A 25,935-nucleotide genomic window follows, 5' to 3' on the forward strand; every position below is an offset into this window, starting at 1 on the left:
ATAATCGGAATATTATATGACAGCATGCCCTTTTTTTGGTATAATCTGGCCAATTTTTTATGATAGGGAGAGAAAAAAATGCCGTCAATTTATGAAGATGCATTATGGGAAGCTGTAAGTAAAAAAGAATATGAAAAGGTTAAAACACTGATTACCGACCATCCAGAGTTGGTGAACGCAGTAAATTCCAACGGCAGGACTCTTCTTATGAGAGTGGTGCTTGCTCTGGTTCCACCATTAGACCTAATTCAATTTATTGCAAAACATCCTGATCTCAGTTTCGAAAATAAAAGTCCAGAGGCCACCCAAACAACTGTTGGGGCAATTTTATCTACAGGACGTCCCGATATATTGGCCATTTTTGCTCAAGATGCACGCATTATTTTCGATGGTGATAAATTAGCCTATACAACAGCCAAGAAAAATTTGGAAAGTGCAACAAAAGGCAAGATAGAAAACTATACGAAAATGTTTACTATCATTCGTGATGCGACCATACGCCATGCTATTGCAACCGATGACTCCAGTTTGCTTGAGCGATTAGAAAAAGCGGGAGATAATCTGTCCGAAGCGTTGAGCGATGGAAAACTTCCTGTGCGTCTAATCACTAAAGAGAATCCTGCTCCTAAAGTGAAATCATGGTTTCAATCCCAAATTGGAAAGAACGGGCCGAGTATCGGAACTCATGTTGATTCATTTTTTGCCCAAACCCTTGAAATGCAAAAAACAAAAGAACAAATTGATGAACTTAACCGTCGTAAAGTGGAAGATAATATCAAATTGCTCGATCAGACTTATACGTCCACTTTAGACAGTATGGAAAAGGTTGTAAGCACCATGAGCCTCTCAACCTAAATTAATTTGATTGAACCTGGGTGAGCGCGAAGCTAAGTAAGTAAAATACAAATGCCTCTACAGTCCAAGGGCTTGTCTGCAGGATCGAAAAGGGAGTCACGAAATAGAGATGTATTTAATAAATGCCTACGTACCGCGCGCTTTATGCGCGGTATCCAGAATGATCTTGCGTCACTTTCAAAATCTATTTCTTCTACTATACTGTCTATGGATATTGCGCATAAAGCGATAGGTAGATTACCTATAGCGTTGATAAAAGGGCTAGGAAATCGCCCATACTTCTTCATTCTGATTTATCTTGTAAGCTATCAATAAATTATTTAATTTGCTTGATTAAAAAAAATTACAGGGGTAATTATACTGTGTGGTATCAACACGATGTTGAAGGCTTAATCCTTCATTTATATGTTCAGCCAGGCGCCAAAAAAACAGAGATTGTCGGGATTCATGAGGGTGAGCTTAAAATTCGCTTAAATACGCCCCCAATTGAAGGTCGTGCCAACAAAGCATTGTTGAAGTATATTGCACAAATATTTAAGGTACCGGTAAGAAATGTTATATTACAGCGCGGGGATAAATCAAGACATAAAATACTTAGGGTTATCAGTAGTGAGGGAACACCTGATAATTTGTTTTGAATCGTAATGTAAATTTTGCGATAGTAAAAAATAATAAACAATTAATCATTTAAACACTATGAAAATTGAACAGTTTTCCATCTCCTTTAATACCTCAGGTCGAGGCACGCAAGATATCACTGATGAAATAAAAAATATTATTGCAAAAGCTTCAATACAACAGGGTTTATGCCATTTATTTCTCAAACATACTAGCGCCTCTTTAATGCTTTGTGAAAATTATGATCCTCAAGTTCGTATGGATCTGGAACATTTCCTGGTTCGGTTAGTTCCTGATGGTGATCCTCTTTTTAAACATGTGATTGAAGGTAAGGATGATATGCCTGCACATGTTCGGACTGTGTTAACGCAAACAAGCTTAACTATTCCCATGCAAAATGGAAAATTAGCTTTGGGGACGTGGCAAGGAATCTATCTTTATGAGCACCGCTATCTATCACAAAAACGTCATCTGGTTATTACGGTTGTAGGAGACTAATCAAGCGTTTTTGATATACTATGGTCAACAGACCTTAATTAATTTTTTTTGAATTGGAAGAAAATATGCCTCATATACCCCAATGCCCTAAATGTGATTCAGAATATACTTATGAAGATGGTAGTCAATTCATTTGTCCAGAATGTTCCTATGAATGGTCAAAAGATGGTGTAGAAGAGCATGTACATGACGAGCACCGAATTATCAAAGATGCGCATGGCCAGATCCTCCAGGATGGGGATACAGTGACAGTAATTAAAGATTTAAAAATAAAAGGATCCTCCCAGGTAGTAAAAGTTGGCACTAAAGTAAAAAACATCCGCTTGGTTGAAGGGGATCATGATATCGATTGCAAAATTGAAGGAATTGGCGCCATGAAATTAAAATCTCAGTTTGTGAAGAAGGGATAAACGGCGATGCATAAACCACTGCACATTACTTTTTTATTTTATGAAGGGATGACTGTTCTGGATGCAATTGGCCCTTATGAAGTACTAAGTCGTTTGCCAGAAGTTGTGGTGCAGAGGGTTGGTTTAAATTGCGGACCAGTACGTGCATGTTCGGGACTCACTCTGATTGCTGAGCATGCATTAGCCGATATTTCACATACCGATGTCCTGTTGGTTCCAGGGGCGGGTAATGCAACCGCATTGCGTGAATTTCCCGAAATTCTTGCATGGGTTAAAGCAACTCATGAACATACATTATGGACTACCTCGGTCTGTACTGGAAGTTTGATCCTTGGCGCAGCAGGAATTTTATCGGGAGTTAATGCAACCACGCATTGGGCAGTAATGAATCGATTGAAAAATTGGGGAGCAATACCAACTCAAAAGCGATTTGTTGAAGATGGAAAAATCATTACAGCAGCTGGTGTTTCCGCAGGTATTGATATGGCTTTATATCTTGCTGCAAAACTTACTGATGAAAACGTAGCACAAAGTTTACAACTTGGTTTGGAGTATGATCCTGAACCACCTTTTAATTCTGGCTCACCAGAGAAAGCACCAGAAACACTGGTCCAATCTCTTCGTGAACGTTTGTTAAAAAATAGGTTTGAATCGGAATAATTTAGGGCATGACATAGATTATCAACGCAATTAATCCAGCAATTGCAATGATTGGATGAACTATTACTGCCAATTTGGGGAGCGGTTTCCCTTTCCTGGCAAGCATCACCAAGGTCAAGCCACCTAATGCTGCAACAATCAAGATAATTAAACTTGCAATAAGCAGGGAAGATTGACCTGACATAAATGTAAGCATGTGCACGATCATAATAAGTAGGCCTGAATAATTTAGGGCATGACATAGATTATCAACGCAATTAATCCAGCAATTGCAATGATTGGATGAACTATTACTGCCAATTTGGGGAGCGGTTTCCCTTTCCTGGCAAGCATCACCAAGGTCAAGCCACCTAATGCTGCAACAATCAAGATAATTAAACTTGCAATAAGCAGGGAAGATTGACCTGACATAAATGTAAGCATGTGCACGATCATAATAAGTAGGCCTAATCCTGCAAAAACTCCATGCAGAGCTTTTACTTTTTGATTAACAGGCCTATCTTGCAATATCGCGGTCAAAAGAAAAAAACCACAGATCACTGCAGCAAGAAATAAAACAATAGCGAGTTTTAACATACAATCTCCTGTTTAATAAATCATATCTAATAACATTGGAGCCTGGGTGCAACGAGCGGAACCCAGTTCAGAAATGGGGCACCGCTCGCTGCTGCCTCCGGGCTACAAAATACAAATTGTTTTATTCAGGTGTCACATAGTTTTCTTTTAACTTAGGGAGATTTAGAAGTTCATTTTCTAACTCTTCGCCCAAAGTATCTTTTTTCATAGAAGGAGAGAAATTGATGATTGGCGCAGGATTTTTCAGCGCTTCCGTCAAGCTGATAAATTTATATCCATTTTTTTGATACATTTCCAAAACATCACCTAACGCATAACTATTTAGAAGATTTGCATGGATTAATAATATTTGTTTGGCATTTTTCCCTTGAGAGCGTTTTTCAGCCTTTAAAGTTTGCTTCCATATATAAGCCAAATAGCGGGGTTTTAATTTTTGAATGTAATTTACTCGAGAACGATATGGAACTTTATAAAGCATCGCATTAAAGTCAAAATCTTTACTGTCAATGGTCACTGGGGCAATTGTGTAATTATGTTCTTTGAGGTAATCATATACTTGTTGCTTTTTGGCTTTAGCACCTTCTGCCAGATAGGGATAGCGAAAATATTTGGGCTGGGTCATGATTGGAGTAAGAATTTTATCGGCGCGATCCAAATCAGCAAGGTATTTTTCGGCACTCATTTGATTCAGGTTATAATGTGAATAAGTGTGATTACCTAACATAAAGCCTGCTTGGCGAAATTGCTCAAGAAAATCCCATTGACCTTTTTCTATAGCTCCTGCAATCACAAAACCTGTAACTGGGACTTTATATTTTTGAAAAGTTTGTACAATTTGCGTAAAACGCTCTGTTGAACGCTCACGATTTCCTGGAGTATTCATTCTTGAGGCAACCAGAGGCAAATCATCTATAGTAATTGCAATTTCTTTTTCATCAGCAAAACAAACTGAAGAAAACAATGCAATAAAAAGAAAAAGTAATTTAAGCATCGACAGTCCTTATCAAACTCTAGTAACAAGATGGTAACATAATTCGATGAATACGTTAAAAGAAGATTAGTGTAAACTCTATTATGGACTGAGCCAAATGATTTAGTATAGAACCCTGAGCTATCGTGAGTTTTTGCTTAGAAACTTTGATGCATGATCCATTATTCAATAAAAAGTGCACTTACTTAACTACGTCCCACCCCACGAGTTGTTTGCAAGGTTGTTCACGGGATTTTATCAATCTCAAATCGCAACCTGAAAAAAAGATGACTGTTGATAATCAACCCCAAGTGAGCGATTTGGTACTTGGTCGTTAAAAATTCTGGCATTTGTAAACATTAAGTGCATATTCTTTATGTCTAAAGGGATAGGTAGGGGTCGGTATTTTTTGACAGTGATCAAAATATTGGTCCAAGCAGCTCTGCCGGTCGTATCGATCGATATACCATGCTTCTTTTAATGTTTTATCGGCAATTTTTTTATTGATGTCAGTGCCCCATAGAGCATATTGATTTTGCGCGGTATCACAACCTAAAGTATAAATGGTCGGTTTATTTTGGAGGAAAAAGAGCATACGTGCCGCAAACCAGCCTGATGTAAAAATCGTGTCGGGTAATTGAGGGTATGTAGCATTAAGTTTTTGAATTAAATGATAAACAACAAGTTTTTTTGATTTAATCACATTAAATTTCGATGTGTTATTAATTAAAATGAAGAGACTGATTACGGCATAAAACATGATCAATAAAATGGCAAATCCACGTTTATAGGCTGTGGTGGCCCAATATCCCAATAAAATTGCACTACTCATTAGATACGGTGTCAGCCAGAATTCCCGGATCCCTGCCTTAGTGGCGGTATATAAGTAAAAACAAAGAAAAGTAATACAAACAATACGGCACAAGGTCACAATTAATGACTTTTTCTCATCCATTTCTTGGTTTCGTACTAAAAAGGGAGGAAGAAGCATAATGTTGAGTGAGGGTACAAATAGGGTAAAAAATGTTTTTATCGCATGGTAAATGGGGTTTACCTCATGATGGAGTTTATGAGCGGTTAACTGATAGATGAATGATTGCCAATGATTTTGATAATTCCAGAGGATAACGGGACTAAAAATAATAATGGCTAAGATTGTAGCAAAATAGAAATGCTTTATTTTAAAAATTGAGCGGTAAGTAAAAATTGTAAAAATAAGCAGGGAAAGAATTAAAACAATTCCGGAATATTTGGATAACATCATTAATCCGGCACTGATCCCGATTAAATAGAGAGCTCTTACGCTGCTTGTTTGGATAAATTTTATAGTGAAATACAGAGTTGAGGCCCAAAATAAAGCAAGGGGGGTGTCATAGGTGGTTTGCTGTAAAATATCCAAGGTGACAAGAGGCGAAAATAGCCATGATAACATGGCGATAAAGCTTGCTTCCTGGGATAAAAAAAATCGGGAACTCTTGTAAATAATCCAACTGCTGAGAGCCATTACGGCGATGCCTACACTGCTCAAGGCAAACAGATTATTTCCAAACAATGAAGTTGCAAGCCTAATAAAATAAGCAATCATGGGGGAGCCATCATAATAGGATATCGCCAAATGGCGGCTCCAGTCCCAATAATAGTAGGTATCAAGAGATAAGATGTTAATGGGGGCTATCAATAACAGGATGACAAAATAGAGGGTTAAACACAGGTAAACACTTCGCGAGTTAAAAAAGTCCCACGAGATAATCTTGCTATGTGCCTCCTCCTCCAGCGTATCTCTATTACCCAGTTGAATGCCTAAAGGTGAAATTATTTTCCTCAGATTCTTTATCATGAACAAGTTCACCTTTAGCTAGGGACAAGTTTTTCCGCCCAGATATGACGAGAATAAGTATAGTAATTTAAAAGGGATATAAAACCTATGCCAATACCCATGATTATATTTTCGCGCAATGGGCCACTGCCAAAGCAAAGAACTCCAAGCCGCAACCAATAACTTTGCAAATTAATGATAAACACTGAATAAATAGTGAAAAGAAGGAGGCGTTTTATTTTTAAAGACCAGGGTAACTTATGTTTCACATTAAAAGTAAGCCTGTTATTCAAAATGAAATTATTAATAATTGCGGTACATACTGCAATTTGCGACGCTTCGAAAGGAGAAAACTGAAAATATTCACGCAGTACATTGTAGGTAATAAATTGTACAAAAATACCCAATGAGCCAACCAGACACATTTTTAAATAACGTTTGATTTCTTGATAACGCAAGGTAAAAATAACGCGTAATGAATCGACAATACTGTTTTTAGGTAACTTGCTGTATCCAATATTGCGGTCGATAAAATCAATAGGGTACTCGCGAATTTTTGCTTTATTTTTATGTAAAAGCCAAAGCAATTGCATTTTATATGCATAGTGATTCGTGAGAAATTGTTGGGGCAGAATTTTTATAAGCTGTTGTCGGCGAGTAGCACGAAAACCGCTGGTAAAGTCTTTATATTGGGGAGTAAGCACTGCCCTGGCAACATAATTACCCAGAATGGAGAATAACTTGCGATGTAATTCCCAGTTTTTCGGAATACTTCCTCCATCCACATAACGGCTTCCCAGCACACAATCACAGGTTTGCAACATATCCAGCATAGGACGTATATATTTGGGTTGATGGGAAAGATCTGCATCAAACTCAAAGATAATGTCCGCATTCAAAGAAACTAATGCAAAATTCATGGCTTGCAAATACGCAGACCCAAGTCCAGATTTGGTGGGTTCAGTTTGTAAATGTAATTTCGAGTAATTTTTCTGTAATGAAGCAACGATTTCTTGCGTATTATCCGTAGAGGCACTATCAAAAATTAAAATATGTATATCATAGTGATCAATGAGTTCTACTGATGTAAAAACTTGTTCTACTGTTGTTTGAATAACGGACGCTTCATTGTGCGTCGGAATGATAATAACTACTTTCTCTTTTTCTAATGAATTCTTTTCAATGGAATCAGAGGGATTATTTGCATCAAAAATCAACTTTATATCTCGGATTGATGGATATTTGAGGCAATGAGTGTATCAATTAGTTTTTAGAAAAAAAAGAGGTTATTTCCGTTCTGAGCTCCTTCTTTTGATTTTGCTCATTTTTTCTATTTTTAACTGTTTTTTTGCAAAAAATTAACACTATTGTTTTAATCTGTTATTGGTAATCCATAGTACAATTTAGCAATTTCTCTCAATTCCTCTCAATGAGTTTATGGGAAAATCAAAAATTGGTCTCATAAAACATACTTTTTTTAACGATTCATTTAAAAAAAACGATTTTTCTTTTAAAGAAGAAACGTTTCGTTTAGATCAATTAAAATATGAGTTTTCATCTTTATATCAAGTGCTGATTTCTAATAAATCGCAATGGACAGAAGAAAATCTCATAGTGCTTTATATGTACTTTTTGTGTGATTTGCTGATTTCTTATTATCACCTGGATTATGTTGGTTCTGATTTGGAAAAATTAAAACAATGCCGCAAAAAAGTAGAAGCATTTTATAAAATAGACCCGATACAAGAAAAGCAAAAATCGATTGCGGGTTTCTCGGAATTTATACGAGAAGAAGTAGAAACGAGCATCCGCGATTTTCTGTCTTCATTAATTAGAATTTCCAAGCTGCGCCAATATATTGGTACTATAAATACCAGGCGTTCCCAATTTTCCTACAGCCGCGGTTTAGCAAATTATGCAATTATTTATCTGCAGAAGGGTTCTATTTCTGAGTTGATTCAAGAGATAAATAAAGTTTTTGGCAATAAATACAGTTTTATAGAAGGCATTAACTTTTTAAACAAATCCCGTGAAGCCATTACTGATTTGGGTATTTCGCTCTATGCACTTCGCTTCTTCATCAATTTAACACTTATGATCAAACATATTGTCGAGTCGGCAATGAGCGATGAATTATCAACAAGAAAAGTGCTGAAACAAGAAATGGAAAAGCGTGGCTTTACAATGGCTAATGACTTGGTTTGGGCCGTAGTGGGTTTATTGACTACATATGATAAATTTTTTCACGTTGCTGAGACAGCTGTCCCGCTCATCACACTTGCTTTTTTGACATTTGATACACTTTTACTTTTAGCTCAATGGATTTTTGAAGCGAGTCTGCATCATGGGCGTATGCTTGAATTACAGGAGCAATTAAAAGAGGCAACAGTCCCGGAGCAAGCAGTGATTCAGCGTCAGATAGATGTTTTAAACGATGAATGGGAGGCTCAAAGTACTTATTTTGCAATTAACGTTTTAGGAGCAAATATAATTGCCACCTGTTTTGCAGTAAGTTTACTCTGCACCGGTCCGCTTGCTTTAGCCGGGCTTGCATTATTTAGTATGCTGGGCAATGCATTCTATAACACTTCCGAAGAATATAAAAAATATCAAAAATCCTCTATTGCCGTGCGGCGTGAATTGGCAAATGGTGCTATTCTGGATGATGAGCATCATCACCAACTTTTAAGAAGACTCAATGAAGTGTGTAACAGAAATTACTGCGAATTTTGGAAAGGATTGGCATTCAATGTGGGCGGAGTAGCATTTATTATCACTGCAGCCGTAGCTTCGTGGCCAGTTGCTGTAGGCTTAACGCTTATTTATGGGGCTTACCGATTGAACAATGCCTATCAAAAACAACTTCATAATCAGGAGGAGGAGCCTCAAGATATTTACCGGCTTTTAAATCTGGAGCAATCAAATAAACCTTTTTTAGAATTTGCCTTTTAACCCGCTTTTCAAGATCCATTCACTCAATTGATTGATGCACTATTTCTCACTCTTGTTATTTTTATATCGGCTTATATTACAAAAAATACCAACTACACTATATATAACATTATAATTTTTAAGGAATAAAAATTATGACCATGACCACAGGGCTATCAGGAAATGAGATATTTTGTTTGCAACTTAAAAATTATTCTCCTGGGTCGATTGTTGTAGGGAATAGTGTTCATTCCTTGGGAATTATAGGGAGTGTCGGTTCGGGTTTTAAAGCAATGCTAGGTGGTGAATTAACCCAGATTACTTCCCTTATAGAGCAAGGTAGAGAAACAGCATATAAACGCTTATTAGAGGAGGCAGTGAGCAAAAATGCAACAGGGATTACAGGAGTTACCAGTCAATTGATTCTCCATGGGGCAAATGTTGAGTTTTTATCGATAGGCTCAGTGATTTATGCAGAAAGTGGCGCGGATAAGGAAAAGTTTTCAACTTCAGCGGATGGTCAGGAATTATATGCCCAGCTTGATGCGGGTTATAAACCTATTTGTTTTTCTTTTGGTAATGTTGCCTATTCTATGGGTTTAGGCCGAGGGTTAATCGGTAGTTTAAAAACCTTAGGACGCGGTGAGATCAAGGAATACTCTGATATTTTTAATAAAACAAGACACTTGGCATTAAATCGTATCGCTGCTCATGCGCGACAATACAAAGCAAATGCGGTATTGGGCATTAAGACCACCGTTTTGCCTTTTGGCGGTGTGAATGAAATGCTCATGATAGGAACTGCTTCTCAAAATCCTCAATTAATAACCGACGCAAATCACGATGTAGTTACCAGTGATATGACAAATATTGAAATGTGGAATATGGCTCGCCTAGGATATGCTCCTGTTAAATTATTATTAGGCACATCCGTTTACTCCTTAGGGTTAGTGGGCGGGATTACTTCAGCAATTAAAGCGTTTGTGCGGGGTGAAATTAACGAACTCACGCGCATGATTTATCATGCGCGTGAGAATGCATTAGCAATTATCAATGAAGAAGCCCAGTCTATAGGTGCAGATGATGTCGTCGGGGTTAAAACCTATGTGTATCAATTAGGTAATGGTTTAATCGAATTCCTGGCTATAGGTACTGCTGTAAAAAAAACCAATCGCATTAAAACCGAATCCGAACAATTGCCTCCACAAGCGATTGTTGTGGATAAAGATACTTTTTATGATTCAACCAATACAGACAGTATGAATGTCAATATAAACACAGGAGCAAAGCCAATTAATAGAGGGAATCTCTCTTTGCTTGTTCCTTTATTCATAATTATATTTTTTATATTGATTCAATTTTTTATTTGAAGCTATGTTCAGATAGTTTTTTTGATGTAACTGACTCTGGATTCTTTGTTGGCTCAGCAGAAAAAAATCGTTTAAGTTCCCCCAAGACGGGACAATTTCAAACTGAATTATTACAGTTAATTGATTATTAATGAATTTTTAATTATGACAAATTGTTCTAACATCTCTTGAAATTATGGGCTATTATTAAAACCCAAAATAAATAAGGAGATTATCATCATGTCACAAAATTCTATGAATCAATTCTGTTGGAACGAATTAGCCACTGCAGATGTGAAAAAGGCGAAAGAATTTTACAGTAAAGTATTAGGATGGCAATTTAAAGAAATACAATCTGGTGAAATGACCTATACCCTGATCAAAGCTGACGATAAGGAGTTTGCAGGTATATGGCAAATCCCTACAGATCAACAAAATGAAATTCCCCCCCATTGGATGGCGTATATTTTAGTGAAGGATGTGGCGGATACTTTAGCAAAGGCAAAACAAAATGGAGCTCAAGAAATAAAAGGAGTTACCCATGCTGGAGATATGGGGCTTTTTGCGATTATTAAAGATCCTACAGGGGCTCATATTGCATTTTGGGAAACAAAATAAAAGATTTTGATTTGGGTCTGTTTGCAGCCTCTTATCGTGTAGCCCGGGTGCAGGCGCAGCCGTAACTCGGGTTTTGCTTTGTTCCCAGGCTACAAGATACTGCAAATTTTTTGACTCTAACTTTTATTCTTTTGATTGAGTTCTTGCCAGAGCTTGTATATTTCGATTGCTTCACGGTGGGCGTGATAAGTCATTGGCAAATTTCTTTCCTGCCAGGGTTTCGCAAATTCATCATAAAAATTATCCAAGGTGAAATATTTACGATCGTCAATATAATATTTTTTATAATCATCTCTTAAAGTAATAAATGTTACCTTTAACGGACTGCAATAATACATCGCGGCCAAACACATGGGGCAAGGATGAGCTAGAATATAGAACTCACAATTAAGAAGATGTTCTGTATGCAGTTTCGCAGTCGCTTTTCTTATTGCCACAATTTCTGCATGCGCGGTAGGGTCGTTGGTTTGGGCTACCAGATTGGTTCCTTCGGCAATAATTTTACCCTTTTCTACAATGAGACAGGCAAAAGGCCTTCCGCCTTGCTTCACATTCTCTTTAGCTAATTCAATGGTTTTTTTAATAAAATCCATTTTTTAAAGTCCTTAGAGTCAAAGTTATTTAAGAGTATAGCCTCTAATATTTAACCCAATCTTGTTCAGGAGGGTTCTCCAATAACAGTTCATAAGTTTTGAAGACATCTCCATCCCGAGATAAAAGAATTGCTATAGACCTGGTTTTTTCAAAATGAGCAAAGATAATCATCATCATGACTGTGATTGGTACTGACAGGAACATTCCTAATATTCCCCATATTGCTCCCCAGACGGCTAATGCAACTAAAATAACTAATGGGCTTAAGTTCAATGAATTACTTAAGTAACGCGGTTCGATTAAATTCCCTACGATAAATTGAATGGTCCCCAAACCCAGAATTATTTCAGTAAAAGGAATCCAACTGGTAAATTGTATTGCTGCTAAAGCGGTTGGGAAAGCAATGGCAATAATCGCACCGATATTAGGAATAAAATTGAGGAAAAAGATAAGAAGCGCCCAAAATTCGGCAAAATCTAATCCTACCCACTTCATGATTACCCAACTGGAAAGCGCAGTAATGAGACTTAAAATGGATTTTAGGCCGAGATAAGTTTGGGTGTTATTCACGATATGGCTAATGATGTTGTTCATCAGGATACGGCCTTCCAAAGTAGGGAATAGGGCATCAATTTTTTTTAGAAAAAAATGTTGTTCGACAAATAAAAAAACAACATACAATAAAATGAGTACCATAGAACCCATAAGTGTCGTAAATACCCCATAAACGTTAACAAAAATCGTTTGGAGGTTCAGGCTTTTGATCATAGTATTCATACTTGCCAATACTTTTATATTAAATTTTTGATCAATATTGTTGAAAATTTTTAATAAATTTTCTTGATAGCGCCCGGATGCTGCAATGACATTATTGACATTATCCGTAATGATACTGGTAAAAATAAAAATACATGCGGTAACTATTGAAAAAGCAAAAATCATACTCAGCCAATCGGGGAGACGGGGGCCTACAGAGGGTATGCGTTGAATGATGTTACTTATGGTATTAAGAAGATGCCAAATAAAAACTGCAATCACAAAAGGAATCAGCACATGACTCCCTACAATCAGGAAGTAGCCAACGATCCAAATAATAATCAATCCCGCTGTAAAGAGAAGCGTTTGGCTCATAGGGTTAACTCCTAAAGAATGACTAGGCTGAGCTGAATGACGTGGATTATTTTTGATACATTTCGGCGCATGAGACAATTCCTTTTGGATTTAGTTATTTATTCACTGATAATAGCATTGATTAGGTAGGATAAGAATTTAAAAATAAAGATTAAAGAATTGATTTTTGGAATGCGAAGATTTACAGAGTCCCGGGCGCATCATAGCGAAACCCGGGAGCTATTTGAAATTTATTCTTATCAGAAGAGTCCTAGACCGCAAGTATCCTCAGAACCGTCACTTCGAAAAACTTCTTTAGTGAGTTCACTTTTTCTGTTGTTATAATTTGTACTGAATTCCGCTTTCAATCCAAGAGCATTTTTCTCGGTGTTAAAATATGACTCAACTCCAAAATAATGTTCCAGAAAAGCATTGATGTATGCTCTGATCTTGTTCAAAGCGCCAGGAGCAGCCATTAATGTGGGCTCGTACCTATAGATGGCTGAGCGACAATCATTAGCAAAATCTCGAACGCGGTGTTGGAATAGAAACAACGGTATCCCTTTTTTAAAATCGTTATCAAACTGTCTTTTGCTATCATTTAATTGGGCTTTTAATTGCTGTACCGCATTGAAGATGTCTGGATGAAGTGGTTCTTCACGATCCTTAGCTAATCTTTCTACGTGGGCTAATTCATCAATTAACTTTCGAACTGTAGTGTAAATTGGCGGGTTGTTTGTCGCAACCTCATCAAATGCAGTGTTTGCCTTGTCATAGTATTTTTTAAAAAAATTAAACCCCATTTTAGTTACCCTCTTTAGAATCTTATTTCTTTTTTACTTTCCACAAAAGCAGAAAGATAGCTAATTTTAACCATATAGACTAGAAAATGATAGTCAAAGTCAAAATAAAATCATTTGATGATTTACTAAGCATCTAACTGTTCAAAAATTGAATACAAATATTTGCTATAAGTTCAGGATTATCCATATGTACATGATGACCGCCTTGGACCTCATGAAGAGTTAAATTTTTTATTGATTGCATTCTATCTTGAAAAATGTTTTCAGGATAAGGTACTCCTTGCTTGGCGCGAATAAGGCAAGCGGGGGCGGCCAGGGTATGAAACATCGCCCTTATTTCGTCTTCATAAGGAAGCGTAAAACCAACACAGCGTAATCGCTTATCAAAAGTCCAATGCCATCCTTCCTTACTGTTTACAGTACCTCGAGAAACTAAAGCTTCAGCAGCTTGATAACTAATGGACCCGACTTTCATACGATCATGGATTGCTGCGATGCGATTATCAAATAGAGTGCGTTGGTTTTGATTATAGGATAAATAGGTCGCCACATCTTGGGGGAGGTTTATTGTGGCCTGTTCTATCAAATTGACTGTTGGTCCCAAAATATCAAGAAAAATTAATTTTCTGACACGTTCGGGTTGGGCAATTGCGATTGTTGTTGCCAATAAGGAACCCAAAGAATGTGCGATAATATCAAAGTGCTCCCAATCCAATGCTTTGATTAGATGCAACATCAATAACGCATCATTTTTCCAATGGGGCATAACGCCTGGAGGGTAATGGCTGGAAAATCCCGTACCTGGATAGTCAACAGCTACAAGTTGCCTATGAGGTATTAAAGGAGCTAATAGATCAAAGCTTGCTGCGTTATCCAGCTTCCCATGCAAACACAAAATGGGATTAGGTTTTTCGGGATGCCAAATTTTTAAGGCAAGCGTAAAGCCTGGGATATGAATCGTTCTTTCTTGATAGTTTTGCATAAGCAGTCATAGGTATATCCTTGAGCTGAGCGGCGATTATACCTTTAATTTATCTTTTGTGTAGCCTAAGTACTAGGGCTGCATTTTGAATCGAAGAATTTCATTGCAAATGTGCTGGATATTCATTTCTTCGGTATTAATACACAACTCACACTGATCTTGAAAATCAAATCGTTTTAACCAATGAAGTGCTGATCCCTTTAATCGATCCCCTCGAGCTTCTTCTCTTTGGCTAATTACGGCTTCGGAAGCATAAAGATAAACAAATAAAACGCCATATTTTTCCAATGTTTCTTTATAACTGTTAAACTCATCCATGGTTGTAATAAAAGAGTCAACAATAATATTGAACCCTTGCTCGGCAATGAGCTTCAGGACGTTTGGTATGGTTAAGTAGAGTTTTGAACATAAAGCTCCAGGTATAATTTCATAGGTGCCATCGGGATATTGTTGCGCATAGCAAATATCATTAGGCACACCTACTTGAGGGTTATCAGGATGCAATCCGCCAAATTTATCACCCAGCATGCTTAAATACCCATCTGTACTAAAATTAAGCCAGCCATTATCAAGTCGGTTTTGCAATTCTTGGCAAAGAGTTGATTTTCCTGAAGATGAAGTTCCACAAACTATAATAATCATTTTTACCTTGACGTAATGAGATGTATCGTCTCGCCTATATTAGGGCTATATAAGGATTTTGTGCAAATCTAACTTAGACTGCAACTTATTTTTCTTGTTTCGAGCAGGAACGATAAGTTTTTTAATTAATGCTCAAATGATGCTAAAGTATGCCGTGATTTATTTAATCCACAAAGGAAACAGAGGAATGTTGATGTTAGAAAAATATTTGCATAAAGGCATCGATTTTAAAAGAACAGAAGAAACATTAGATGTTGGAATAAAGTTGGCGAAGCAAGCAAATGAAGGAAAAAGTGATTCTAGTTTAGTACAGCAAACAAAAGAAAAAGTTAAGGAAATCATTTCCGAGTACACTAAAATTTATACCTCATCCTCATTATGGGCCGTCAAGCAAACCCAATTAATGCAGGAGTTACGGGAAAAGATAGCAACAGAACAGCCCAAACCTGATGAGTCCGAAATATCTAATGGCATGAGTTTGAAGAGATAAAACAGTTGGTTATTTGAGTGAATAAAAGGAGAGAAGTATGCCGCATCATAATTCGATTCGTCCTGAAGATGTATTGCCTGATGGAGTGGATAGCACATCCATCAATGGCAAAATAGTAAGAAAAGGTACAATTGCTGCTTTTTTAGCAAATGTTGCGATTTTCGAAACACAAGACAGTACGGAAAAGCAAAAGCAGGACGCTATGAAGGCAATGAAAGAATTAGCCCCAGGAGTAATTGCTATTGGTTTGCATCAACATGTTGTATTTAAAAATAGAGAAATCGAGCAAATTCTTATAGATGCTGAATAATAACTAAGGGCTATGTTGATCAATCATCTGTAGCCAACCTCCCGCGATGTGTTCGCGGGATCCAGGACATGGAGAATAAGGTTGGAAAAGAGCGATGCGATGCGTTTATACCCGGGTAATATTCTATACTATGTATTGAATTCGCTCATTTATCATTAATTTTATGAATCCACCAAATCATCAAAACCTAGCTTGGGCTCATCCGCTCGTACAGGATTGGTTTATCCAGAAAGTAGGTCAACCTACTGAACCACAGGTGCAAGGATGGCCTTTTATTTTAGCAGGTCATGATACGCTTATTTCCTCACCAACGGGTTCAGGGAAAACTCTGGCTGCATTTTTAGCGTGCTTGGATGGGTTGGTTCGCAAAGCGTTGTCCGGAAATTTACACGATAGGACTGAGGTCTTGTATGTTTCACCGCTTAAAGCGCTCAGTAATGATGTGCAAAAAAATTTACTTATGCCGCTTGAGGAAATTACTGAATTAGCCAGGGAGCGCGGTATGCATTTGCCAGAAATTCGAGTGGCAGTGAGGACAGGAGATACACCCACTGGCGAGCGCCAAAAAATGCTGAAACAACCGCCGCATATTTTAATAACCACACCGGAATCCTTTTATATTTTATTAACTGCTGAAAAAAGCCGCATCAATTTGGCTAACATTCATACGGTGATTGTTGATGAAATTCATGCTTTAGCAAGCAACAAACGAGGGACGCACTTAGCTTTATCTCTTGAGCGTTTGGAAGCTCTCACTTTAAAACCCTTTATTCGCATTGGATTATCTGCGACCCAAAAACCTTTGGAAAAAGTGGCACATTTCTTAAGCGGTGCCAAAAAAAACAAAGTCAAATTAGTCAATATTGGGCATGCACGCCAACTTGATTTGCAGGTTGTGGTGCCAGACAGTGAGTTAGCTGCCGTTGCTTCCAATGAAATGTGGGATGAAATTTATGAAAAAATTGCTGCTTTTGCACGAGAAAATCGCTCTACCTTGGTATTTGTGAATACACGAAAATTAGCGGAACGGGTTGCCCATCATTTGGAACAACGTTTAGGTGAACACAAGGTTTTAGCACATCATGGAAGTTTATCGCGAAAATTGAGGCTTGAAGCAGAAACAAAATTAAAAAAAGGTGAGCTGCAGGTATTAGTTGCTACCGCCTCTTTAGAGTTAGGAATCGATATAGGGAGTATCGATCTGGTATGCCAAATCGGATCACCGCGTGCCATTGCTACGGCATTGCAACGCATCGGTAGAGCCGGACACTGGCATGCCGCAATTTCCAAGGGGCGAATTTTTGCGACGACGCGTGATGAATTGTTAGAGTGCGCCGCATTGGTTTATGCAATACGTGAAGGGGATTTGGATCAGCTAATCATTCCACAAGAGCCCTTGGATATTCTGGCTCAACAAATTGTGGCTGCATGCGCTACTCAGGATTGGGAAGAGAAAGCACTCTTTCACCATTTTAAAAATGCTTATCCATATCAACATTTAACGAGGAAAAAGTTTAATGAAATTCTTACGATGCTATCAGAGGGAATTGCCGGTTCGCGAGGACGTTACGGATCGTATATTCATAGAGATCAGGTAAATCATGTCATAAAAGCTCGACGTGGCAGTCGCCTTGCAGCGATTACAAGTGGAGGAGCCATCCCAGACAATGGATTGTTTACGGTTATTGCACTGCCTGATAATGCGATGGTCGGTACTTTGGATGAGGATTTTGCAGTAGAAAGTAATCGTGGAGATATTTTTTTATTAGGGACAAACTCCTGGAAAATACTTCGTATTGAAAATGGGCGTGTACTTGTGGAAGACGCACATGGTGCTCCACCTAGCGTACCTTTTTGGTTAGGCGAAGCGCCTGCGCGAAGCATTGAGTTATCATTACAGGTTTCGCAGTTGCGGGAAAAAATAGATGCATTGCTGCCAGAAAAAAGTCCACAAATTGTTGATATAAAACATTACCCCGAAGTTAAGGCAGCCATTCAATGGTTGATGAGTCATTGTGGCCTGGATCATTCTGCTGCAGAGCAGGTACTGGAGTATGTCCGTTTGGGGCGACAAGTCCTAGGGGCGGTTCCTACACAAAAAACAATCATTGCCGAACGTTTCTTTGATGAAAGCGGTGGAATGCAGTTAATAATCCATGCACCTTTTGGTGCTCGTATTAATAAGGCTTGGGGATTGGCATTACGCAAGAAATTTTGTCGATCATTTAATTTTGAATTACAAGCTGCAGCTACCGATAACGGGTTAAATATCGCTTTGGCAGAGCAACACAGTTTTCCTTTGTCTGATGTGTTTCATTTTTTGCATACAAACACATTAAAAGAAGTTGTGATCCAAGCGGTGTTGCAATCCCCTTTATTAGGTGTGCGATTTCGCGCAGTGGCCGCGCGTTCCTTGTCATTATTGCGTTTTCGCGGCGGCAAAAAAATTCCTCCAAACATTCAACGTATGCTTGCAGATGATTTATTGGCAGCTGCTTTTCCAGATGCAGCCGCGTGTCAGGATAATTTGGGCGGCCGGGATGTCATGTTGCCTGAGCACCCACTCATCGAAGAGACTATGAAAGATATTCTCACCGAAGCTTTAGATATCGATGGATTCGCTGAGGTGATTCATGCTATTGAATCCAGGCACATTACGTGTCTTGCAGTAGATACTCCAGTGCCTTCCGTATTTTCTCATGAAATTTTAAATGCCAACCCCTATGCATTTTTGGATGATGCTCCTTTAGAAGAGCGGCGATCACGAGCGGTCGAAATGCGTCGCGTACTCCCTGAGGCTCTACTGGAAGAGGTGGGTAAACTGGATCCCAAAGCCGTAACTGAAGTACAAGAACAAGCTTGGCCAGATATTCGTTCTGCAGATGAGTTGCATGATGTCTTAAACACCGTGATTGTTTTTCCAGAAATAATTCATTTGTCCGAGTACCAAGCTACTTTACCAATATGGAAACACTATTTTATTGAATTACAGCACAAAGGAAGAGCGGCATTGGCCACGGTTGGGAGCAAGAATTATTATGTATCTGCTGAAAAAAAGAAGACTTTTCAGAGTATTTTTCCGCAAGCAATGTTGGTTAACGAGATGATTGATATTGATGAAGAGCCAAGTTCACAAGATGAGGCCATTCTGAAAACTTTACGTGGTTGGTTTTTGCATACAGGTCCAGTCACCCAAAAAATACTTGTTGAATGTTTGCAACTTTCTTCACTGGATGTGGAACATGCTTTATTAAAACTGGAAGCCAGTGGTTATTTATTGCGCGGAAATTTTAGGGCAGGGTATGCTGGTGAAATCGAATGGTGTGAACGTCGGTTGCTGGCACGTATCCATCGTTACACTACTGAATCTTTGCGGAAACAAATCAAACCCGTGACCCGAGCACAATTTATGGCTTGGCTACTCAAGTGGCAACATGTAGCAAAAGGAAATCAGATGCGTGGCGAGAGCGGATTGTTGGAGGTAATCAAGCAACTGCAAGGTTTTGAACTTGCTGCAAATGCATGGGAGTCTGATATTTTTCCTGCGCGTGTCCACGATTATGATTTGTTGATGCTCGATAAACTGTGTATGAGTGGTCTTGTAGGTTGGGGACGCATATCGCCTCATCCCTCTGTAGTCGTAATCGAAGAGGAGACGAAAAAATCAAGACGCCTATCCCCCACGCGAAATGCACCGATTACGTTTTTTGTCCGCGAAGAATCCGATTGGATCCCACCGCATGCCCTAGTGGATAATATTGAGGAGGTGAATAGTTTAAGCCATCCTGCACGGAATATTTATCAATTTTTACAAAAATATGGGGCTTCATTTTATGCAGACATCGTTCGCGGTACGGGAAATTTAAAAGTTGAAGTGGAAAATGGTTTATGGGAATTGGTTGCAGCGGGCATGGTCACAGCAGATAGTTTTGATAATATACGTACTCTGATGAGTACAAAACGTAAATATCATAGTCGACATCGACGCAGACCTCTGTTTCCCCTCAGTACAGGTCGTTGGTCCTTATTGCATGTACATGCACAAGCTGACCATGAAAAACGCGTGGAAGCCGCGTGTTGGGTTCTGCTAAAACGGTATGGTGTAGTATTTCGTGATTTACTTGCACGGGAAAAAAATATTCCGCGTTGGCGAGATTTGTTGATTTTCTTGCGACGTCTTGAATTACGTGGTGAAGTGCGTGGCGGTCGTTTTGTTGATGGATTTTTAGGTGAACAATTTGCATTACCTTATGCTGTGGACTCGTTACGAGCTATGCGAAATGAGGAGCTTGATCCGATATCACAAACCATTTCATCTGCGGATCCTTTAAACTTAATAGGAATTGTATTGCCAGGTGAGAGAGTTTCTGCTGCGATAAAATCGGAGATACAGCTAATTGGAGGACAAGTTGCTTCACACCTGTAGTGAAGCTCAGTCGATTTGTAATAATCTTACCTACGTCCCGCGGTGTGTGTCTGCGGTATCAAGCTTTGGCGGCCATTCACGGAGATATTGTGTTGATTTTTCCTGAAGCTCGGATCTGGATTCCGTGCATAAAGCGCGGAACGTTGGCTTTTTGATTTTCGAACGCAGATATTCTTATTCGTTTTCTACTTCATTCCAACAATGTAGATACGCATTTCATGATTTTATTTCGTGGCTATGTAAGAATTTAACGCCCTTATGTAAAAGTTCAAGTTTAATTCTTTTAAAATCAAGTTTATTTAGGGGGCGAGTAGCATCTTCAATTAAATGACATGTGAAACCTTCCTGAAGCGCATCTTTTATCGTGAAGTAAACGCAAATATCGGCACATAAACCACAAAAATAAAGTTCTTGGATGCCTTTTGCGTGAAGATAACCACCTAAGCCAATGTCTCTTTTATGGTCATTATCAAAAAAACCGCTGTAACTGTCGATTTCAGGATCCATGGCTTTTCGAAAAATAGCAGCTACAGGTCGTGTATCAAGTGTAGGATAAAATTCTGCACCAAAGGTTCCCTGTACACAATGATCAGGCCATAGTATTTGCACTATTCCGTGCAACATAATGTGTCCAAAAGTTTTTTTTCCAGGATGATTGGAAGCAAAACTTTTATGATTTTGCGGATGCCAATCCTGAGTGGCAACAATCAAATCGAACTGGGGAAGTAGCTGATTAATTACTGGGACAATAGAGTCCCCTTGTGGAACTGCTAGGGAACCACCTGGCATAAAATCATTTTGTACATCCAGAATAATTAAGGTTTTCATTCGTAAGTTATTTTTTATATTTTTTAATTAGTTCATTTCGTTTTATTTTAAGTTTCTTACTTAATCCTACCTGATAGGAGCTTGGTTTTTCAAACCGTTTGTACTCCTCAGGTAGCTGGCATAACCGCTTCCTGCTGTATTCTGCAATTTGTTCCAGTGTTTGCGATGGAATTAATCGCTTGCCATTTTCCATGACTTTTTGCAATAAAGGTTCTTGCTGATCATGATCAAGAGACAATAATTTTTCGGTTTCAAAAGGAGCATAAACTCCATCTAAATTCGTCTCATCCATTAAACCAACAACATCAAAACCTAAAAAAGTGTTTCTTTGTAATAACCTGAAAACCTGCTTTTTATAAGGCAAAGTGATTTTAGTTTTTGATTCAGAAAGTTTAAGGCGAGGTTTTTCATTAGCAAAAGCCAGTTTATATACGCCGTCCAAAGCAGCATCCGGAGCGCCAACAACTAAATTTGTGCCCACCCCAAAAATATCAATAGGTGTTTTCTGGTCACGAAGGATTTTTATTCTCGTTTCGTCCAATTGATTAGAGGCTACAATTTTCACATAATGTAGATTAGCTTCATCCAACATGTGACGTGATTTTTTTGCCAAATCCTCCAAGTCGCCGCTGTCTAGTCGAATGGCTTGCAATTGATGGCCATGTTGTTCCATTTCTTTGGCAACACGAATTGCATTAGGTACGCCACTTTCCAGAGTGCTGTACGTATCAACTAAAAGAGTACAATTGTCAGGCCAGACTTCAGCAAAATCACGAAATGCGGCTAATTCACTATCGTAACTTTGGATAAATGAATGCGCCATAGTTCCGGAGATAGGGATATCGTAATCACGTCCTGCACATACATTGCTTGTTGCATCAAACCCTCCGATAATTGCGGCGCGGCTGGCATAATAGCCTCCAGGACCTTGAGCCCTGCGCAAACCAAAATCAATTAATTTGCAATCGCCTGCAACGTGGCGAATACGGCTTGCTTTTGTTGCAATCAGCGTTTGAAAATTAAGTATGTTCAAAAGAATTGTTTCGATGAGCTGTGCTTCAATCATATTGGCTTCAATCGTAACTATGGGGCAAGCTGGGAACACTAAATCTCCTTCAGATGGAGCATAAACAGTTCCATTAAAGCGAAAGTTTTTTAGATAATCGAGAAAGTCGGGATGCATTCCTTTGCTTTGTAAAAAATGAAGATCACGTTCGTTGAAATGATAGTTTTCCAATAGTTCCAATAAGTCTGCTAAGCCAGCAAAAACGGCATATCCTGAACCCAATGGTAGTTTTCTGAAAAAATAATCAAATACAGCAGGATTGTTTTTATGACCTTTCAAAAAATAAACTTGCGCCATAGTGAGTTGATATTGATCAGTATAACTTCCAGTAAAATCAAACATTAGGGTAAGTATCCTTGTTTTGCGGCAATAAAAATCCAGGTCATGGTAAAGCTCGTTATATTGCCATAATAATTGGTGAAATACACTTCCATGAAGCATTAACAAGAATAATGTGGCATGCGGTATGTTGCTCTAGATTTAAAATAATTATTTTGTTATATATTTAGAAAAAATGACAATAATTTGCATTAATTGTTGACCCAAATTTGTCGTGTTTCAGTTTTTCCAGTTCATAATTTTTTTGCAATTACTTTCTTAAAAATAACTGCTCAGTAAAGACATGGAGTGAAAAGGATGAAAGTCTATGAGTTAAAAACACACATTGAAGAACTATTTAAAAGCAAGATTGCTCCATTACAAACCCCTGGAGCAATCATTGACTTCATCGCAAAATTAGTTGAGATACTTGAGCCGCTCGAGAAGGAGAGTGAATTCTCTCCTGAAATGATGCCTCCTGTTAAAAAACTGATTGATCAATTTTGGAATTGGGTTGTAGGTAATTTACCGTATGATCAATGGAAAGTGGGGCTTTATGTCACTCCTTGGCTTTCTTTCCAACAGCTTTTAGTTAAAGAGGGTTTATTAGCTACTGATTTTCATCATCCTATTTTGTATGAAGCACTTAAAAATCAGTTTAATTACTTGGCAGGAAATCGCTTGGAAATAACGGAGCTTATGCCTTTACTGATTCGTGCCAGTCGAATGCTTGGTTATAGGGAGTCCACTGAGGATGGTTATCCTTTTGTAAAATTATATGCAGGAATCGCTGCACACATGCCACAAGAGACTGTAAAAATAAAAGATATCATGTTTTTGCTGAGATCGGCTTTTTATTTAATTTATAAAAACTGTACTGTGGAGCAATTAACGTTAATGCCTTTTCTAATTTATTTTCGAAATTTTACCACAGATGAAGAGCGGCGTTCTGAATTAGCGATTTTTGATTATTTAACCCAAAATACAATAGATTGCATCGAGTTTTTTAATACTTATGATGAATACATCGATACTCGATCAATCACTCTAATTGAAGCTTTACGGAATGTATCTGCTTGGATACCCACGAAGCGTACGGATTTTCTTAGTGCTACCAACCGAAGTCGTTGGATTTACCCTTTTATTCAGCACGTACGGCTTGCTCCTGAGAATGATTTAGATGTTGGAGATGATTTAATCAATAGAACACTTCATTTATTAGAGCTGGATTTTGCGACTCGAAAAGATCAATCGTTTACTGGGGCTTTGAGTTTTATTGCTGCAGTCAAAAAGCAAACGCAAGTGCTGACAAATGAGGAAGCAAAACTCGTTCATTCAGCAGCTTTTTTATTTTGTTTGGAAAAGTACATAAAACATCGTAAAGAAGATCCTCGCGGTGACAAACATTCCTTTTTATCACTCTCTGGAGAGACAAAGTGTCACGCAGCTGAAAAAAGAAAGTCGGCAATTCTTGGCAGACCGAGCAAGTTTGGTTTTTTTGAAACCTTAGCCATAAATCAAGGGCGTTTAAAAAAATTGATTGATTTTCTTGAAGAGAGTCCAGAAACAAATTCAGAGGATTATGTTGTGTCGATATAAGCTCAAATTAAATCGATAGGTTTTATTCTACTCACTATGTACTTGATGCCTCAATCTCTCCAAGCTTGGACGAATAGGTTTTGTACAAAAAATTACTTTTATCTCTACAAATGACTTTTGATAAAGTTTTATGAATATTGTATAATTTAATGATTACTTATTGAAAATTAATTCAAATAATTAGGTGTTAATTATGAGGTCCAAACATCTTTTAGATTTAATGTACGATGATGAATTTGATAAATTCGATGAATTCACTGACTTACTTCAACAATGTACCTCTGAAGACTTAAAGCAAGAAGTTACCACTTCTGGTGATAACATTTTATTTAGGGCATTTTACTTTCATGATGCGAGGTATTTTCAAGCATTGCTAGCTAGCAATGCTTGTGATCAATCGGTTTTAGAGTGGGCCACTACGCCAGGGAAAAGAACCATTCTGCATGATGCAATAGAAGAAATTAAAGGTAAAGGAACTTCAGAGATTTCAAAAGTTGGGTTGATTTTAAACCATCCTGGATTCAAAATAGAGTATCTTAAGAAAGAAACGTCTCTTGGGAGCACTCCTATTGAACTGGTGATAAAGCACCAGCATACCGAAGCCCTAAAACAAATTATTAATCATCCCCAATGTACTGCACCTATCTTTCGTTCTCTTCTTACGCATGCGGTTGTCCATAACAATATTCAAGCTCTAAAAGAAATTATTGGACACCCAAAAAGTCCTGAAGATACCTTTCGTTTCATTCTTCAGGAGGCGATTGTTCACAACAAGCCTGACGTTCTAAGAACAATTATGGAGCATCGTGACTGCCCTAAAGATCTTTTCAGTTTCACCGAAACCCATACGGCTTTACATGACGCGGTTAGAAAAAATCAGCCCAGTCCAGTAGTTATAAAGCTCATTGTTCAGTCCAAGAAAATTGATACTGATTTCTTAAGGATAAAGGATGATAAGGGAAAGACCGCTTTGGATCTCGCCCTGGAAGCTGGCAATGCAGCGGTATTGGAAGTACTCCTCGAGTCTCCCCATTGTACTGTAGATTTTATTAAACAAGAGAATATTAGAGGAAAAGCAAATAAGACCCATGATAAACAGATTATTGATTTAGTTAAAAAACATGAGGGAAGAGACTCTTATAAAAAGATCTACCAATCTGTGAAAAGTGGAGAAGATATTCGACTTCAGCAGGCCGCAGATTTACTCCGTGATTACAGTACTCCATTGCGCTATGCTCGTTTTCACTGGAATAGAAATCATACCAAAAAGGTTGATGAAATTCTTAAGGAAATCGGTAAAGAAATTACCACCATAGACGAATTGGTGGATCGATTAAGTGCACTTCAAGAGACACTACCCAATAAAATAGGTTCCTTGTCAAGACGCATCGAATTCATTAAAAAAGAGTTTGCCCATAGTGAAATCGAAAAAGGTAATGATTTAACCGTGTAAATGGAAGAGGGCT

The 25,935-nt window shown here is 38.1% G+C and carries 25 protein-coding genes; 13 read left to right on the forward strand and 12 right to left on the reverse strand.

Translation table 11 applies throughout. From position 1 onward, the window contains the following. The first annotated feature begins 78 nt into the window (after positions 1-78). The 5 genes from LXO92_RS07045 (at position 79) to LXO92_RS07065 (ending at position 3,041) form a co-directional block, all read left to right on the forward strand. Positions 79-855, forward strand: coding sequence for a hypothetical protein (locus LXO92_RS07045; protein ID WP_182351959.1), 777 nt, complete (start codon positions 79-81; stop codon positions 853-855). A gap of 362 nt (positions 856-1,217) precedes the next feature. Continuing rightward, positions 1,218-1,493 carry a DUF167 domain-containing protein gene (locus LXO92_RS07050; protein ID WP_232890683.1) on the forward strand — a complete coding sequence of 92 codons (276 nt, stop codon included), beginning with the start codon at positions 1,218-1,220 and terminating at the stop codon, positions 1,491-1,493. Between the two features lie 58 nt (positions 1,494-1,551). Next, a complete protein-coding gene (locus LXO92_RS07055; protein WP_182351961.1) occupies positions 1,552-1,971 on the forward strand; it encodes a secondary thiamine-phosphate synthase enzyme YjbQ in 420 nt (139 codons plus the stop codon). Positions 1,972-2,036: 65 nt separating this feature from the next. Continuing rightward, positions 2,037-2,381: a zinc ribbon domain-containing protein YjdM gene (locus tag LXO92_RS07060; protein WP_182351962.1), complete on the forward strand. Its 345-nt coding sequence runs from the start codon at positions 2,037-2,039 to the stop codon at positions 2,379-2,381. A gap of 6 nt (positions 2,382-2,387) precedes the next feature. Then, positions 2,388-3,041 (forward strand): DJ-1/PfpI family protein, encoded by a 654-nt coding sequence (locus LXO92_RS07065; RefSeq protein ID WP_182351963.1) that lies wholly within the window; start codon positions 2,388-2,390, stop codon positions 3,039-3,041. A 1-nt stretch (position 3,042) separates the two neighbouring features. Here the strand turns inward: LXO92_RS07065 and LXO92_RS07070 are convergent, their stop codons facing one another. From LXO92_RS07070 to LXO92_RS07090, 5 genes are all read right to left on the reverse strand, one after another. After that, positions 3,043-3,237, reverse strand: coding sequence for a hypothetical protein (locus tag LXO92_RS07070; protein ID WP_232890684.1), 195 nt, complete (start codon positions 3,235-3,237; stop codon positions 3,043-3,045). Between the two features lie 32 nt (positions 3,238-3,269). Continuing rightward, on the reverse strand, positions 3,270-3,617 hold the full coding sequence (locus LXO92_RS07075; protein WP_182351964.1) for a hypothetical protein: 348 nt from the start codon (positions 3,615-3,617) through the stop codon (positions 3,270-3,272). 121 nt (positions 3,618-3,738) lie between these two features. Further along, entirely contained in the window at positions 3,739-4,608 is an 870-nt protein-coding gene (locus LXO92_RS07080; protein ID WP_182351965.1) for a polysaccharide deacetylase family protein, read from the reverse strand. A 313-nt stretch (positions 4,609-4,921) separates the two neighbouring features. Then, a complete protein-coding gene (locus LXO92_RS07085; protein ID WP_232890686.1) occupies positions 4,922-6,424 on the reverse strand; it encodes a glycosyltransferase family 39 protein in 1,503 nt (500 codons plus the stop codon). A gap of 14 nt (positions 6,425-6,438) precedes the next feature. Beyond that, a complete protein-coding gene (locus LXO92_RS07090) occupies positions 6,439-7,620 on the reverse strand; it encodes a glycosyltransferase family 2 protein (protein WP_182351967.1) in 1,182 nt (393 codons plus the stop codon). Between the two features lie 220 nt (positions 7,621-7,840). Between LXO92_RS07090 and LXO92_RS07095 the strand changes: the two genes are divergently transcribed. The 3 genes from LXO92_RS07095 to LXO92_RS07105 all read left to right on the forward strand — a co-directional run bounded on the left by LXO92_RS07095 (position 7,841) and on the right by LXO92_RS07105 (position 11,301). Beyond that, positions 7,841-9,355, forward strand: coding sequence for a hypothetical protein (locus tag LXO92_RS07095; protein WP_182351968.1), 1,515 nt, complete (start codon positions 7,841-7,843; stop codon positions 9,353-9,355). A gap of 134 nt (positions 9,356-9,489) precedes the next feature. Beyond that, entirely contained in the window at positions 9,490-10,704 is a 1,215-nt protein-coding gene (locus tag LXO92_RS07100; protein ID WP_182351969.1) for a heavy metal-binding domain-containing protein, read from the forward strand. Between the two features lie 219 nt (positions 10,705-10,923). Beyond that, entirely contained in the window at positions 10,924-11,301 is a 378-nt protein-coding gene (locus LXO92_RS07105) for a VOC family protein (RefSeq protein WP_182351970.1), read from the forward strand. Between the two features lie 116 nt (positions 11,302-11,417). On the opposite strand, the gene LXO92_RS07110 is transcribed toward LXO92_RS07105, so the two are convergent. From LXO92_RS07110 to LXO92_RS07130, 5 genes are all read right to left on the reverse strand, one after another. Beyond that, positions 11,418-11,894, reverse strand: coding sequence for a nucleoside deaminase (locus tag LXO92_RS07110; protein WP_182351971.1), 477 nt, complete (start codon positions 11,892-11,894; stop codon positions 11,418-11,420). A gap of 43 nt (positions 11,895-11,937) precedes the next feature. Next, the gene (locus LXO92_RS07115; protein WP_182351972.1) at positions 11,938-13,026 is read right to left on the reverse strand and encodes an AI-2E family transporter; all 1,089 of its coding nucleotides are present in this window, start codon (positions 13,024-13,026) and stop codon (positions 11,938-11,940) included. A gap of 239 nt (positions 13,027-13,265) precedes the next feature. After that, positions 13,266-13,808: a hypothetical protein gene (locus LXO92_RS07120; protein ID WP_182351973.1), complete on the reverse strand. Its 543-nt coding sequence runs from the start codon at positions 13,806-13,808 to the stop codon at positions 13,266-13,268. Positions 13,809-13,941: 133 nt separating this feature from the next. Further along, positions 13,942-14,790, reverse strand: coding sequence for an alpha/beta fold hydrolase (locus tag LXO92_RS07125; protein WP_182351974.1), 849 nt, complete (start codon positions 14,788-14,790; stop codon positions 13,942-13,944). 72 nt (positions 14,791-14,862) lie between these two features. After that, positions 14,863-15,432 carry a phosphotransferase-like protein gene (locus LXO92_RS07130; protein ID WP_182351975.1) on the reverse strand — a complete coding sequence of 190 codons (570 nt, stop codon included), beginning with the start codon at positions 15,430-15,432 and terminating at the stop codon, positions 14,863-14,865. A 187-nt stretch (positions 15,433-15,619) separates the two neighbouring features. Here LXO92_RS07130 and LXO92_RS07135 point away from each other — a divergent pair, with 187 nt between their 5' ends. From LXO92_RS07135 to LXO92_RS07145, 3 genes are all read left to right on the forward strand, one after another. After that, complete coding sequence (locus LXO92_RS07135) at positions 15,620-15,922, forward strand: hypothetical protein (RefSeq protein ID WP_232890687.1); 303 nt, start codon at positions 15,620-15,622, stop codon at positions 15,920-15,922. A 37-nt stretch (positions 15,923-15,959) separates the two neighbouring features. Next, positions 15,960-16,232, forward strand: coding sequence for a hypothetical protein (locus tag LXO92_RS07140; RefSeq protein ID WP_182351977.1), 273 nt, complete (start codon positions 15,960-15,962; stop codon positions 16,230-16,232). A gap of 163 nt (positions 16,233-16,395) precedes the next feature. Beyond that, entirely contained in the window at positions 16,396-20,658 is a 4,263-nt protein-coding gene (locus LXO92_RS07145; protein WP_232890688.1) for a DEAD/DEAH box helicase, read from the forward strand. A 216-nt stretch (positions 20,659-20,874) separates the two neighbouring features. On the opposite strand, the gene pncA is transcribed toward LXO92_RS07145, so the two are convergent. After that, the gene (gene pncA / locus LXO92_RS07150) at positions 20,875-21,486 is read right to left on the reverse strand and encodes a bifunctional nicotinamidase/pyrazinamidase (RefSeq protein WP_232890689.1); all 612 of its coding nucleotides are present in this window, start codon (positions 21,484-21,486) and stop codon (positions 20,875-20,877) included. 7 nt (positions 21,487-21,493) lie between these two features. Next, positions 21,494-22,894, reverse strand: coding sequence for a nicotinate phosphoribosyltransferase (locus tag LXO92_RS07155; protein ID WP_182351980.1), 1,401 nt, complete (start codon positions 22,892-22,894; stop codon positions 21,494-21,496). Positions 22,895-23,188: 294 nt separating this feature from the next. Here LXO92_RS07155 and LXO92_RS07160 point away from each other — a divergent pair, with 294 nt between their 5' ends. Together LXO92_RS07160 and LXO92_RS07165 are read left to right on the forward strand one after the other, a co-directional pair. Next, on the forward strand, positions 23,189-24,469 hold the full coding sequence (locus LXO92_RS07160) for a hypothetical protein (protein ID WP_232890690.1): 1,281 nt from the start codon (positions 23,189-23,191) through the stop codon (positions 24,467-24,469). A gap of 193 nt (positions 24,470-24,662) precedes the next feature. Beyond that, positions 24,663-25,922: a DUF5617 domain-containing protein gene (locus tag LXO92_RS07165; protein WP_232890691.1), complete on the forward strand. Its 1,260-nt coding sequence runs from the start codon at positions 24,663-24,665 to the stop codon at positions 25,920-25,922. Positions 25,923-25,935: the final 13 nt, after the last annotated feature.

Origin of the sequence: Legionella resiliens, assembly GCF_021344005.1 — a bacterium.
Taxonomy (GTDB): Bacteria; Pseudomonadota; Gammaproteobacteria; order Legionellales; family Legionellaceae; genus Legionella; species Legionella resiliens.